The organism is Rhodococcus sp. SORGH_AS_0303, assembly GCF_030819335.1.
In the GTDB taxonomy this organism is placed as follows: Bacteria; Actinomycetota; Actinomycetes; order Mycobacteriales; family Mycobacteriaceae; genus Rhodococcoides.
In genome coordinates this window covers 3302210-3315476 of sequence record NZ_JAUTBO010000001.1, presented here as the reverse complement: position 1 = coordinate 3315476, position 13267 = coordinate 3302210, and the positions used below count along the sequence as shown (strand labels likewise).

Here is a 13267-nt window from a genome sequence, read left to right as displayed (position 1 = left end):
AGGAGCGGCGAGAACGTTGACGTGGGTAAGGATCGGTGCCTAATTTTAAAACAGCTGTTTCAAACTAGCTGAGAAGAGACTCGACCCATGTCCTCACCCATCGCTGCCACGGCCGAGACGGAGGAGACCGGAACCGGACGCATCGTCGCGGTACTGGCCTTCGCCGGCATCACGGTCGCCCTGATGCAGACACTGATCATCCCGCTGGTTCCCCAGCTCCCCGCTCTGGTGAACGCCTCGGCCGCGAACACCGCGTGGGCCATCACGGCCACCCTGCTGGCGGGTGCGGTCGCCGTTCCCGTGACCGGCCGACTCGGCGACATGGTGGGCAAGCGGCGCATGCTGCTGGTCAGCCTGGCGCTGCTCGTCGCCGGATCGGTGGTCGGTGCCCTTGCGAACAGCCTCGTGCCCCTCGTCGTGGGGCGGGCACTGCAGGGTCTCGCCGCCGGTGTGATTCCCCTCGGCATCAGCGTGATGCGGGACGTGTTGCCTCGCCACAAGCTTCCCGGTTCGATCGCGCTGATGAGTGCGTCGCTCGGAGTGGGCGGCGCCCTGGGTCTTCCGGCCGCGGCGATCATCGCCGAGTACGCGGACTGGCATTTCCTGTTCTGGACGGCGGCTGCGCTCGGCGCACTGGTGGCGGTCGCCGTGGTCGTCGTCGTTCCCGAGTCGACGGTGCGCACCGGCGGCACGTTCGACATCGGTGGAGCGCTCACGCTGTCGGTCGCCCTGGTGACCCTGCTGCTCGGGATCTCGAAGGGTTCCGACTGGGGGTGGAGCAGCGCGTCGATCCTCGGCCTGCTGCTGGTGTCCGTCCTCGCGTTCGCGGCGTGGATCGTGTGGGAACTGCGCACTCCCCAGCCACTGGTGGACCTGCGGGTCTCGCTGCGGCGGCAGGTGCTGTTCACCAACGCCGCGTCGATCATGCTCGGTTTCGCGATGTTCGCACTCAGTCTCGTTCTGCCGCAGATCCTTCAGTTGCCCGCCGCGACCGGTGTCGGCCGGGGACAGTCGATCCTCGTCGCGGGCCTGGTGATGGCGCCGTCCGGACTGATCATGATGGCCGTCGCGCCGGTGTCCTCGCGCATCACCACCACGCGCGGACCGAAGATCACGCTCATGGCCGGCGCGGCGACGGTTGCCGTCGGCTACCTGCTGGGCATCGTGATGATGGGCGCGGTGTGGCAGCTGATCGTGGTCTCGCTCGTCATCGGTGCGGGCATCGGACTGGCGTACGGAGCGATGCCCGCCCTGATCATGTCGACGGTGCCCGCCTCCGAGACAGCGGCGGCCAACAGCTTCAACACGCTGATGCGGTCCCTCGGAACGTCGTTCGCCAGTGCGGTCGCGGGGGTCGTTCTCGCGTCGATGACCGTGTCGTTCGGATCCACCGCGGTGCCGTCCGAGGCCGCCTTCCGGATCACCATGGCCATCGCCGCCGGCGCGGCGATCCTCTCGGTCGTACTCGCCTCCTTCCTTCCGCGTCACCAGGACGGCGAGGGCGAGGCGTCGGAGGTCGTCGGAGGTGCCGTCACCGACCGGGCCACCGAGACGGTGGAATGAGCCAGGCCCGGTCGAAGCGAGCCCCGTCCGCGCGCTCCGAGGCGACGCGCGAGGCGATTCTGGGTGCCGCCGAGCGGCTGTACGCGGAGAACGGTGTCGTGTCGGTGTCGAACCGTCAGGTCGGCGACGCGGCGGGGCAGAGCAACAGCGCCGTGGTCGGTTACCACTTCGGCAGCAAGGAGGATCTCGTCCGCGCGATCGTCGTCCGCCGGACGGGCGACGTCGAACGGATCCGCTCCGCCCACGTCGCGGCGATCGGAGAGGGCGCCGACCTGCGAGCGTGGGTGTCGGCACTGGTCCTTCCGTCGACGCAGTACTTCGCCGAGTTCGGCGCCCCCACCTGGTACGCGCGGTTCGCCTCCCAGGTCATGACGGATCCGGTGCTGCGGCCGATCCTGGTGGACGAGGCGCTGTCCTCGGCGACGCTGCGAGAGACGGTCGCCGGCGTCACCTCGTGTCTGCCCCCGATTCCTGCCGACGTCCGCTCGGCCAGAGGGGCCATGGCGCGCACTCTGCTGACGCACGTGATGGCCGAACGAGAGTCGGAGTTCGCCGCATCGGGCGCCGATCCGACGGCGTACTGGACGGCGTGCGGCATCGACCTCGTCGACGCCATCGTGGGGATCTGGTCCGCTCCTGTCTCCCGCTGACGTCGCGACGCGTCGTCAGCGGGCTCGCCGCGCCGACGACCGGGCACCCGTCGACCTAGACTTTCCGGATGCAGACTGCCGGGAACAGGCTCGAGCGACGGAAGGCGCGCACGCGCCAGGCTCTCGTGGACGCCGCGCGCGAGATGATCGCCGACGGGCGTTCCTCCACCGCGAGCATCGCCGACATCACGGCCGCCGCCGACGTCGGGTTCGGGAGCTTCTACAACCACTTCGAGGACAAGCCCGCACTCTTCGCCGCCGCCGTGGAGCAGGTTCTCGAGCAGATGGGGGAGACGCTCGACGGAGTCTCGCCGCGCTCGGACGATCCGGTGCAGATCTTCTGCGACGCCGTCAGGCGGACCGGTCGTGCCGCCGTCTCGCATCGTCAGGCCGCGGAGATCGTCGACCGGTCGGGGTTCGCGTTGCTCGACGCGCCCGGTGGTCTCGGGCCGCGGGCCCGCCGGGATCTCGCGGCGGCGGTGGACGCCGGACGACTCGAGATCGAGGACCTGTCTCTCGCGACGGCGATGACGGCGGGTGTGCTGTTCGCCCTGGTACACCGATGGCTGGAGGACCCGGGCTCCGTCGACGATCGCCGGATCGACGACGCAGCGGAGCGGCTGCTGGTGATGCTCGGAACGGACCCCGACACCGCTCGGGCAGTGGCGCACACGGACCTGGAGATGCCACAGATCTCCTGACGATTCGGGACCGTCCCGACCCGGCGACGTCTTCCCGTGACGGCGAGTACCTGATAACCTGTGTCACAGTTAGTCACGGAGATGTACCCGCCCACGGAAGGACGACGCCATGACCAGCACACTCGACCCGGAACTCACCGTCTCGGACGCCGAGGACGTGTCTGCTAGGCTGCTCGATTCCGTCGCAGCGCTCTCGTACGACCCCATGCAGGAGGTCGACTGGGAGGCTCCACTCGACCCGGAGCAGTTCGGCCTCAATCCTGAGTGGAGCACCCTCTACGGCACTGATCTGTGGAAGGAGATGACGCCCGAACAGCGCGTCACCCTCACCCGCCACGAGGTCTGCTCGATCATGAGCACCGGCATCTGGTTCGAGATGATCCTGCAGCAGATGGTCCTGCGTGATCAGTACTGCAGCGACTCGTCGTCCTCGGACTTCCAGTTCGCGCTCACCGAGATCGCCGACGAGTGCCGCCACTCCCTGATGTTCGCCAAGGCGTGCCGCACCATGGGCATCAAGGCGTATGTCCCGCGCCGGCTCAGCATCGAGCTCGGTCGTGGCTTCAAGACCCTCGCCGTGTCCGAGGCCGCCTACGGCGGCATCCTCGTCGCCGAGGAGGTCCTCGACGTCATGCAGCGCGACTGGATGCGCGGCGAGAACGTGCTCCCGTTGGTACGCACCACCAGCAAGATCCACGTCGTCGAGGAGTCGCGGCACATGACGTTCGCGCGTCAGCAGATGCGCGAGAACATGGCGGGAATCTCCACCGCCCGCCGTAAGTCCGCGGCCCTGCTCATCGCCATCGCCGCCCGAGTCATCGTGTCCAACATGGTGAACAAGGACGTCTACGCCGCGGCCGGTCTCGACCGGGACCGCGCCGTGCGCGAGGCGAAGAACAACACGCACCACCACGTCATGATGCGCACGAGCAGCCAGCACCTGATGGCGTTCCTCAGCGACTGTGGACTGCTGACCAAGCCCGCTGCGGCCGTCTACCGCACCATCCACATGGTCTGACGCTCCCATGGCCTTCGCGATCACCCAGAACTGTTGCAACGACGCATCGTGTCTGTCGGTCTGTCCGGTCAACTGCATCCACCCGACGCCGGACGAGCCGGACTTCGGCAAGACCGACCTGCTGTACATCGATCCGCGGTCCTGCATCGACTGCGGCGCCTGCGCGGACGCGTGCCCGGTGGACGCGATCACGCGGGTGTCGCGGCTGTCGCCGTCGCAGGCGATCTACGCGGAACTGAACGCCGACTACTACCGGGACCGGCCGGTCGATCATGCATGGGGCGCACCGACGTTCCCGCCGGCGGACATCGGCTCCGTGTCGCTGAAACGGGTCGCCGTGGTGGGAACCGGGCCGGCCGCCTGCTACACCGCGACGGCGCTCCTGCGGCAGACCGATGCCGCGGTGACCTTCTTCGACAAGCTGCCCGTGCCGGGTGGTCTCGCGAGATACGGTGTGGCACCGGATCATACGAGTACCCGGCGCATCGGTGAACACTTTCGGTCGCTGTTCGTGCACTCGCGCGTGACGATGCGCCTCGGGGTCGAGGTCGGGGTCGACGTCACGGTGGAGGAACTCTCGCGGACCTTCGACGCGGTGGTCTACGCGGTGGGTGCCGATCAGGACAGGCAGCTTCCCCTCGAGTCCGAGGTCGTCCCGATGAGTGCCCGCACCCTCGTCGGCTGGTACACCGGTCACCCCGACGTCCCCGCCGACGCCGTGGATCTGCGCGGCGTGACGCGCGTCGTCGTGATCGGCAACGGGAACGTGGCGCTCGACGCGGCGCGGATTCTGACAGCTCCCGTCGAGGACCTCGTGGGCACGGACATCTCGGCCCACGCGCTCGCGGCGCTACGGGACAGTGCGGTGCGGGAGGTCACCGTGCTCGGTCGACGCGGCCCCGAGGTCGCCGCCTTCACTCGGTCCGAGTGCCAGGCGCTCGTCGATCGCACATCGGTGCCCGTTCTGGTCGCGGGCGACGACGATCTCTCCTCGGTCCTGGCGGCGCTGCCGCTGTCCGCGTCCGCTGCACCGCTCGCCGCCGCACCGCGCGCCGACGAGGCCGAGACGGGTGACAGCGCGCCGCGCATCGTCTTCTCGTTCGGGCGCGCACCGGTGGCGGTACGCCCGGGAGCGCTCGACGTCCGCGGATCCGGCACGTCCGACGCGGGGATCGCGAGCTCGATTCCCGCCGATCTGGTGCTGCAGGCGACCGGGTATCGCGGGTCCGCCCTGCCCGGACTTCCCTTCGACGCGGACCGCGGAACCGTGCGCAACGTCGAGGGTCGAGTCGTGGACTCCGAGGACCGCCCGGTGGCCGGGGCCTACGTCGTGGGATGGGCCAAGCGTGGCGCCACGGGGGGTATCGGCGACAACAAGCTCGATGCCGAGCGCACCGTCGAGCTGATGCTCGCGGACTCCCTCTCCGCAGCCACGTCGTCGCGTCGCGAGACGGCCGGCAGACGACCATTGTTCGGCCGCGCCGGCCGATAGGCGAGCCGTTCCCGCGCTCCACTCCCGGGTCTCCAGCAGCCCCGGACCGTACCTCTCGGGAGGTGTGGTCCGGGGCTGACTGCGTTCCGAGGTGTCGGTGTGGCGCTGTGAGAGCGCCCCAGTGGCCGTCGTGGAGCGCGAATTCGCCACGAATCGCCGACCCGCCGTTCGTGGCTTTTCACGAAATTCAGTCTGCTTCGTCGGTGCAGTTCTACGAGGAGTCACCAAAGCGACCCGGAATACGAACGGGTAACTCGGATATAGGTTGTCGTAACGGGTCAATGACCTGCGGTTCGTTCTCGGGCCTCGAAAAGGGCACATCCGTCGCATGTCACCGATTTCGGGGCGGAATCCACTTTTTGCTCGGGAAGCGGGACAATAAGTGTGTGGATTCGTCGTCCGGCGAGTCCGTGGTCTGTTGGTCGGGGCGCCGGACGGCGATCCGACAACTCTGTCCGAGAGGTGTCCGATGTCGACGACTCTGCTCGCCCCCACCCGCCTGATCACACAAGGGAGCACGCGCCTTGCAGATCGTGATAGTGGGACCGTTCTGGTGATGAGTTCCCCGTCCGCCGATCGTGGGCTCTGGGACGAGTACCTCGCCTGCGCCACGCGGTCCTACGAGCGCCACGGAGTGGGCGTCGCGCTCGACGTCGAGCGCGTCGCCGACGGTGCGGACACCGCTGTGTTCTACGCGGCCGTGGACCGTGCGGGGCAGGTCGTCGCCGGCGTCCGCGGTCAGGGCCCGTACCTCAGCGCGGACCAGTCGCACGCTCTGGTGGAGTGGGAGGGCAACGCCGCCCGGCCCGACGTCGCGGAACTCATCCACGGTCGACTGCCCGCCGGTGTGGTGGAGATGAAGACCGCGTTCGTCTCCGCGGACGCCGAGCATCCCGGTGCGCTCTCCGCACTGCTGTCCCGTACGGCGCTGCCCACGATGGTCTTCACGGGCGCCCGGTACGTCATGGCCACGGCGGCCGATCACGTGCTGCGACGGTGGGAGTCCGGCGGCGGCCGCGTGGCCGAGAACATCGCCCCGGCCGCGTACCCCGACGAGCGCTACCGGACCCGCATGATGTGGTGGGACCGGTTCTCGATCATGGACGACGTGACCGAGGACGTGTGGGCACGCATCACTCGCGAGACGGAGGTGCTGACGGGCCGCGACCTGGTTCTGGCGGCGTGATCGCCGGGGTCACCGGGACCAGTCGGCGAGCCACCGAGCGCAACGTCACTGCCGCCGCGAGCGGCAGGACCGCCGCGGCCGCCCACGGAACCGCCTCGCCTGCAGGCGTGTCCGGCATCGCGTCGATGATCGCGCCGAGCGCGACCGACCCCACGAGCACCCCGATCCCGCCCAGCGAGGCCAGCAGGCCGTAGTACGAGCCCGTGCTGCGCTCCCGCGCCATCCGCGGCACCAGGTCGCGCGCGAACGGCATGGCGATCATCTGACCTACCGTCAGCAGCACGACGAACGCGGCGGGCCCCACGAGCCCTGCGGCACCCTCGGTGCCGAGCAGTGCTGCCACGGCCGCCGCGGCGAACGCGGTCGCCATGACGGCGAAACCCAGTGGGAGCACACGTACCAGCGAGAACCGGCGCAGTGCTCGGGTCACGCTCATCTGGCCGACGACGACGAGTGCCGATGCCGCGGCGAAGAACCATCCCAGGGGAGCCTGCGATCCCCACACCTGCTCGACCCGCAACGGCAGCAGGAGATAGAGCTGGTTGTATGCGACGAGCTGCGCGCTCATCGCTGCGGCGAAGACGAGGAAGAGGCGGTTGCGGGCGATCTCACGCCAGTCGTCGAGCCAGGAGTCCGTGGTCGAGTCGGCACGTCGAGCGGGCAGCAGCGCCACGTGCGCGAGCGTGATGACGACGAACACCCCGGCAGCGACGAGGCAGGTGAGGCGAAAGTCCACCGCGAGCAGCGCGGAGCCCAGCAACGGACCGGTGAACGCGCCGATCTGGCCGAACACGGTGAACAACGCGATCGCGTCGAGGCGGGACTGGCCACCCGCACGTTCACCCTCGCCCGCTTCCAGCGCCACTGCGCTCTCGACCGCCGGCGAGAACAGTGCCGCGGCCACACCGGTGAGGGCCGTGGCCGCCAGGACGGCCGGAAGGCTCTGGGCGAACGCCAGTCCCACGAATCCGAGCACGCGCAGGACGCACCCCGTCAGCACCACAGGTTTGATGCCGAGGCGGTCCGCCAGCGTTCCGCCGACGACGAAGAGTCCCTGCTGCGAGAACGTGCGGACTCCGAGCACGACACCGACCACCGCTGCGCCGAGACCGAGATCGGACGTCAGGTGCACGGACAGGTACGGCAACACCATGAAGAAGCCGATGTTGAACGCCATCTGCGTCAGGACGAGGAGTCTCACGGTGGGGGTGGCCGCGTGGAGGTCGTGCCAGGGAAGCACCCGACCGCGGCGAGATGCCCTCAGCACGCGGAGAGCGCGGTGGGACGGTCGGCCTGTGCGGCAGGATCGCCGGTGGGCCGACGCCCACGGCGGGATCGCACGGCGCTCGACAGCGAGACCGCCGTGACCGACAGTAGAACGAGGCTCACCAGGGGCGCGAGAGCCACCCAGGGCGCCCGTTCCACCGTGGACACCCCGTCGGCCAGCACGAGACCCCAGTCGGGACTGGGTGGTTGCGGTCCGAGCCCCAGGAAGCCCAGGGCGGCGAGCGCCAGGGCGATGCCCGGCAGCCGTAGCACTCCGTGACGCAGAACGGCGGGGCCGACCGCCGGCAGCACCGATCCGAACAGCACGCGGAGTCGACCTGCGCCGAGGGTGGGGAGGACGGCGACGTACGGCCTGGCCGCGACCTCGGCCGACAGCGCTGCGGTGTGCGCGGCCAGGGGCGCCCACGAGACCGACAGGACGGCCACGGCCGCTGCTGCGGCACCGGGGCCCACGACGGAGGCGACGATCACGCCGGCGATGACCGGAGGCGCAGCGTTGGTCACCTCGATCGGACCGGTGAACACCCGCGCCGCCGAACCGAGAACCAGACCCACGACCACACATCCTAGAGCGACCGTCGCGGACACGGTGACGGTGTGTGCCGCACCGTGAGCGACGCGGGCGAGCACGTCGCGTCCCGATGCGTCGGTGCCGAAAGGATGTGCGAGGGACGGCGGCAGGAATTTTCCTCGCGTGGTGGCGAACGGGTCGCGGGGCAGGCCGACGAGCACCATGATGCCCAGCGCGCTCGCGGCGACGGCGGGCACGGCGAACGGGAACCGACCCGCGGCGACTCGTGCGGTGGGTACCGGGACAGCGCGATCGTGCACCGACCGGCCGAGCAGTGCCCGGCGGGCGGCCTGCGCGGCCACACCGATGAGGACGCTGACCCCCATGAGCAGCAGGATGTCGGCCTGCAGTGCCGGAAGGTCCTGCGACTGAGCATTTCCGAGCATCGATCGTCCGATCCCCGGGATGGCGAAGACGCGTTCGACCGCGACGGCCCCACCGAGGAGCCCCACCATTACGAGGGCCATCTGGGAGGTGAGCGACGAGGCCGCGCGGCGCAGCACCGCACTGGCGAGCGTGCCGCGATCCACGTCGGCGACCGTCCACGTGGTCACCCACGCCTCGGTGAACGACACCGACACGGCATCGGCGAGCAGACGACCCAGCAGCCCGCCGGCCGGGAGGCCGAGTGCGAGAGCCGGGAGGATCGCCGAGGTCGGACCGGTCCAGCCGTACGACGGAAGCGACAGCCACACACTGCCGACGATCACTGCGACGGATGCCAGCAGGAACTCCGGCACCGAGGTGAGAACCGAGGCGCCGACACCCGACGAGCGGGACGGCCGCCCCCGCAGCCCGGCGCGCAGTGCCGGAGCCACGATCACCGTCGCCACCGCACAGGCCACCGCGAGGGCGAAGCCCATCAGGGTCGTCGAGACGGCGAGCGCGTCGAGGGCGCCGGGTAGAACGGGCCTGCCGGTGTTCCACGACGTACCGAGATCGCCCCGCAGGACTCCGCCGAACCACTGGCGCAGCAGCGTGATCGGACCCGCATCGAGTCCCAGATCGGCGCGGATCGCGGCGAGCGCGGCGGGTGTCGGCTCCTGGTCGGCGGAGCGCGCACGCAGGATCGACAACGCCGGGTCGCGGCCCGACAGCCACGGCAGCAGTGCGACCACCACGATCACGCCCGAGACGGACAGCAGGCGAGAGGCGGAGACGAGGACGCGGCCGGACGTCATCCGACCGTGGTGTCGGTGGTGACCAACATCCGTTCCCGCGGATCGCGCGCCGCACCCGACACCGACGCGGCCTCACCCTGCACGACGCGCTCGTGCAGCATCGGCACCACCGCATCGCGCTCGAGTATCAGCCGCTCCGCCTCGAGGACGGCGGCGCGGCGCGCTGCTCCCGGCTCGGTCGCCGAGGCGGTGGCCAGAGCGGAATCGACGGCAGGGTCGCAGAACTGCGCGATCGTGAAGGATCCGGCACAGGCGAAGTCGGAGTACATGTAGGCGACGGGGTCACCCGAGTCGAGCACGGTCGCCCGCGACAGGATGAACGCGTCGAACGCGCCGGCGAGAGCATCGGCCTCGATGAACTGGTACTCCCGGACCACCTGTTCCACCACGAAACCGCGGGCCTCGAGCTCCTGCTGCAGCAGCACCGCCACCTCGGGTAGTTCCGCGCGATCGGTGAAGGTGCCCAGGGTGATCCGTCGTCCCGCGGGATCGCCGGCCGGGGCGGTCGTGCGTGCGGGCCGATCCGCCGTCCACGGCAGGGCGGGTCCCAGAAGTCCGCGGGCGACGTCGGCTCGGCCCTCGTACACCTGGTCGACGAGTCGATCGGCATCGACGGCCTCCCGCGCCGCGGCACGCATCGACGGGTCGGCGAAGGCGCCCGTCCTGTTGTTCAGATACAGGGTGTTGGTGCGCGGCATGGGCACCTCGTGCACGAGTGCCGGATCGACCAGCGCCGCCTGCGACACCGGCACCGCCTCGACGATGTCGGCGGTACCGTTCCGCAGCGCCGCGGCCCGGGCCGTGCCGTCGGGGACGAAACTCACGTCGATGCCCGAGGCCTTCGCCGGACCACCCCAGTAGTCGTCGTTGCGATCGAGTGTCGCCGTGGACGTGCCGTCGACGGCGGTGAGCACGAACGCACCGGTGCCGTGTCCGACGGGATCGACGGGACCACCGCCCGCGTACGCGACCGGCGAGAGGATGGCCAGCTGTGGGCTCGACAGTCGTTGCGGTACCAGCGGATCGACCGTCGCGGTGCGCACGGTCACGGTGTCCGTGCCGTCCGCCTCGACGGTCATGTCGACACCGTCGAGAATGCGGGGCTTCGGCGAGGCGGTGGTGGCCGCGGTGAGTGCGGTGACCACCGCGGCGGCGTCGAGCGGCGTCCCGTCGTGGAACCGGACGTCGGGCCGCAGGTCGATGCTCCAGGTCGTGTCGTCCACGCGAGTCCATGAGGTGGCGAGGGCAGGCTGTGCCTCGCCGAGATCGTCCAGTACGACGAGGGTCTCGGCCGTCGACCATCGGGACAACTTGAAGGCGTCGTCGCTCAGCGGGGTCAGCCCGGAGCGCGGAGGCTGCAGCATCGCCACACGCACTCGGCCGCTCCCGTCGTCGGCGGACGGTGATGCCGCGAAACAGCCGGACAGCGCGAGCACCGACACGGTGAGAACGGCGGAGAGGGGCAGCATTCGGCGGGGGGACCGCATCATGGGCATTCTTTCGAGGGAAGGTCGGACGGAACGAACTACAGGTGCGCGCGGACGGGAAGACGCGGTACCGCATCGACCAGGGCGCGGGTGTGGGTGTGCTGCGGGGACCCGAGAACCGTGGTGGTGCAGCCAGTCTCGACGATCACGCCGTCGGTCATGACCAGAAGACGGTCACTCGTGCGGGCGGCGACGGCGAGATCGTGCGTCACCAGCAGCGACGCGGTGCCGTTGCGGTCGCACACGGTCTCGAGGACGTCCAGGACGAGATCTCGCAGGGGCAGGTCGAGTCCACTGACCGGTTCGTCGGCGACGAGGTAGCGGGGTCGGCACGCGAGGGCGCGAGCGATGGCCACCCGTTGTCTCTGGCCGCCCGAGAGCTCACCGGTGCGGGCGCCGACCATCGACGCGGCCACCTCCACCGAGTCCAGGGCCGCGAGGGCGCGAGCGCGGTGATCGCCCTCGCACCGCAGCCACCGCAGCGGTGCGGCGACCGAGTCGAGCACGGTGCGACGCGGGTCCAGTGAGGAACCGGGATCCTGCGGAACGTACTGCACCTCGCGGCGGAACCAGCGGGTCGAGCGGGCCGGTCCCGGCCGGATCGCGGCGCCGTCGAGTGTCACCTCGCCGGAGTCGGGTGTCTCCATCGCCAGCAGCATCCGGAGCAGGGTCGACTTGCCCGAGCCGGAGGCGCCGACGAGTGCTATTCGCTCCGAGGGCGCGAGGGAGACGGTGACGTCGTCGACCGCGAGCGTGTGTCCGTCGTACCGGCGCGTCAGTGCGCGGCCGTGCAGACCGGGAGATCCCGACGTCACGATGCGACCGGGGCGGAGTGCAGCGCCGCGTCGGCGGACCGTGCGCGCGAGACGAGCCTCGCCGTGACGGGATGGCGCGGTGCTGCGAGAATGTCTGTGACGGTGCCTGTCTCGATGATCGTTCCCCGGTCGGCGACCACGACGCGGTCGCAGAGAGCGGCGGCGACGGCCAGATCGTGCGTGACGAACAGCAGGGCGGGTCCTCGATCGCCGCCGGTCGCGGCGCCGAGAGTCGCGACGACGGTGCTCTGGCTGACCACGTCGAGTGCCGTGGTGGGCTCGTCGGCCACGATCACCGGGGCATTCGAGGCCAGTGCCATCGCAATGCAGACACGCTGACGCTGCCCGCCGGAGAGCTGGGCCGGACGCGCTGCCGCGATGCGCTCGGGATCGGTGAAAGCCATGCCCCGCAACAGTTCCTCTCGATCGGCACGTCGCCGACTCGCCTCGCCGCGATGGCGCAGTGCGAGATCGAGCTGCCGTCCGACGGTGCGGAAGGGGGCGAGTGCGGACGACGCGTCCTGGAAGACCATCGCCGCCCGGGCGTCACGGGGGCGGCGGGGGACGGGCGTGCCCGCCACGTCGTGACCACCGATGCGCACGTGACCGGCGACGACCAGGTCGGGAGGAGTGACGCCGACGACGGCGGACGCGATCACGGATTTCCCGGAGCCGGACGCGCCGACCAGTGCGACACGGTGTCCCGCAACGACATCGAACGTGATTCCGGTCACGAGCGTGGTGACGCCGACCCGGACGGTCAGGTCCTCGACCTCGAGCACGGTGGTGTTCCTCCGCCTTCTGTCGATACTGATAATCGTTGTCGTCGAGACAGTAGGGGTTCGTCACGATGGGGGCAAACCGGCCGACGTCGCCCGTCCGATCCGACAACGGTTGTCGGTAACGCTATGATCGCTGCACGTCGTCCTCGCAGGCGATCCACCGTCACCGATCCGCAGCTGCTCGCAGCGCGGTGCAGAGGGAGTCCCACCATGATGTTTCCCGTCATCGCCAAGGCGGCGTCCACCGTCGTGACCGGGGTCGTGGGCGTCGCGGCCTACAACGGTGTGAAGAAGGTCGTCGAGCGTGCACCGCTGCGCGAGGCTGCCGTCCGGGTCACCGAGGTGAGCCTGCGGGGGGTGCGCAAGGCGGAGGTCAAGGCCGAGTCCGCCCGTCTCGCGGTCTCCGAGGTGGTCGCCGAGGCGAAGGATCGCATGGGTGAGGAGGTGCGGCCCCCGGCGGCGTCCGACGTCGGTCACGGCCACGACCACTGAGCGCCGACGTGAGCACCGCGGTCGCCGCTCGCACGGACACCG

12 protein-coding genes are annotated in these 13267 nt (G+C 69.9%); 7 read left to right on the top strand and 5 right to left on the bottom strand.

Annotated elements, in window-relative coordinates; all coding sequences use genetic code 11:
- The first annotated feature begins 87 nt into the window (after window positions 1–87).
- The 6 genes from QE449_RS15560 (at window position 88) to QE449_RS15535 (ending at window position 6610) form a co-directional block, all read left to right on the top strand.
- Window positions 88–1563, top strand: a complete 1476-nt coding sequence (locus tag QE449_RS15560) for an MFS transporter (protein ID WP_307109102.1) — start codon at window positions 88–90, stop codon at window positions 1561–1563.
- Window positions 1560–2213: a TetR/AcrR family transcriptional regulator gene (locus QE449_RS15555; RefSeq protein WP_307109101.1), complete on the top strand. Its 654-nt coding sequence runs from the start codon at window positions 1560–1562 to the stop codon at window positions 2211–2213. The genes QE449_RS15560 and QE449_RS15555 overlap by 4 nt, the downstream gene beginning before the upstream one ends.
- A 68-nt stretch (window positions 2214–2281) precedes the next feature.
- Window positions 2282–2914, top strand: a complete 633-nt coding sequence (locus QE449_RS15550; protein WP_056447278.1) for a TetR/AcrR family transcriptional regulator — start codon at window positions 2282–2284, stop codon at window positions 2912–2914.
- 109 nt (window positions 2915–3023) lie between these two features.
- Window positions 3024–3932 carry a diiron oxygenase gene (locus tag QE449_RS15545; protein ID WP_056447281.1) on the top strand — a complete coding sequence of 303 codons (909 nt, stop codon included), beginning with the start codon at window positions 3024–3026 and terminating at the stop codon, window positions 3930–3932.
- 7 nt (window positions 3933–3939) lie between these two features.
- Window positions 3940–5424 carry a 4Fe-4S binding protein gene (locus tag QE449_RS15540; RefSeq protein WP_307109100.1) on the top strand — a complete coding sequence of 495 codons (1485 nt, stop codon included), beginning with the start codon at window positions 3940–3942 and terminating at the stop codon, window positions 5422–5424.
- Between the two features lie 556 nt (window positions 5425–5980).
- The gene (locus tag QE449_RS15535; RefSeq protein WP_222650219.1) at window positions 5981–6610 is read left to right on the top strand and encodes a hypothetical protein; all 630 of its coding nucleotides are present in this window, start codon (window positions 5981–5983) and stop codon (window positions 6608–6610) included.
- Here QE449_RS15535 and QE449_RS15530 read toward each other — a convergent pair.
- From QE449_RS15530 to QE449_RS15510, 5 genes are read right to left on the bottom strand one after another with little or no spacing between them, the layout of a single operon-like run.
- Window positions 6558–7811, bottom strand: a complete 1254-nt coding sequence (locus QE449_RS15530; protein ID WP_307109099.1) for an MFS transporter — start codon at window positions 7809–7811, stop codon at window positions 6558–6560. The two genes, QE449_RS15535 and QE449_RS15530, sit on opposite strands and share 53 nt — an antisense overlap.
- 59 nt (window positions 7812–7870) lie before the next feature.
- The gene (locus QE449_RS15525) at window positions 7871–9649 is read right to left on the bottom strand and encodes an ABC transporter permease subunit (protein ID WP_307109098.1); all 1779 of its coding nucleotides are present in this window, start codon (window positions 9647–9649) and stop codon (window positions 7871–7873) included.
- Window positions 9646–11139, bottom strand: coding sequence for an ABC transporter substrate-binding protein (locus QE449_RS15520; RefSeq protein WP_307109097.1), 1494 nt, complete (start codon window positions 11137–11139; stop codon window positions 9646–9648). Before QE449_RS15520 ends, QE449_RS15525 begins: the two co-directional genes overlap by 4 nt.
- A 35-nt stretch (window positions 11140–11174) precedes the next feature.
- Window positions 11175–11951 carry an ABC transporter ATP-binding protein gene (locus tag QE449_RS15515; RefSeq protein ID WP_307109096.1) on the bottom strand — a complete coding sequence of 259 codons (777 nt, stop codon included), beginning with the start codon at window positions 11949–11951 and terminating at the stop codon, window positions 11175–11177.
- Window positions 11948–12733 (bottom strand): ABC transporter ATP-binding protein, encoded by a 786-nt coding sequence (locus QE449_RS15510; protein WP_222627502.1) that lies wholly within the window; start codon window positions 12731–12733, stop codon window positions 11948–11950. Before QE449_RS15510 ends, QE449_RS15515 begins: the two co-directional genes overlap by 4 nt.
- A gap of 210 nt (window positions 12734–12943) precedes the next feature.
- Here QE449_RS15510 and QE449_RS15505 point away from each other — a divergent pair, with 210 nt between their 5' ends.
- Window positions 12944–13225, top strand: coding sequence for a DUF1490 family protein (locus QE449_RS15505; protein WP_307109095.1), 282 nt, complete (start codon window positions 12944–12946; stop codon window positions 13223–13225).
- Window positions 13226–13267: the final 42 nt, after the last annotated feature.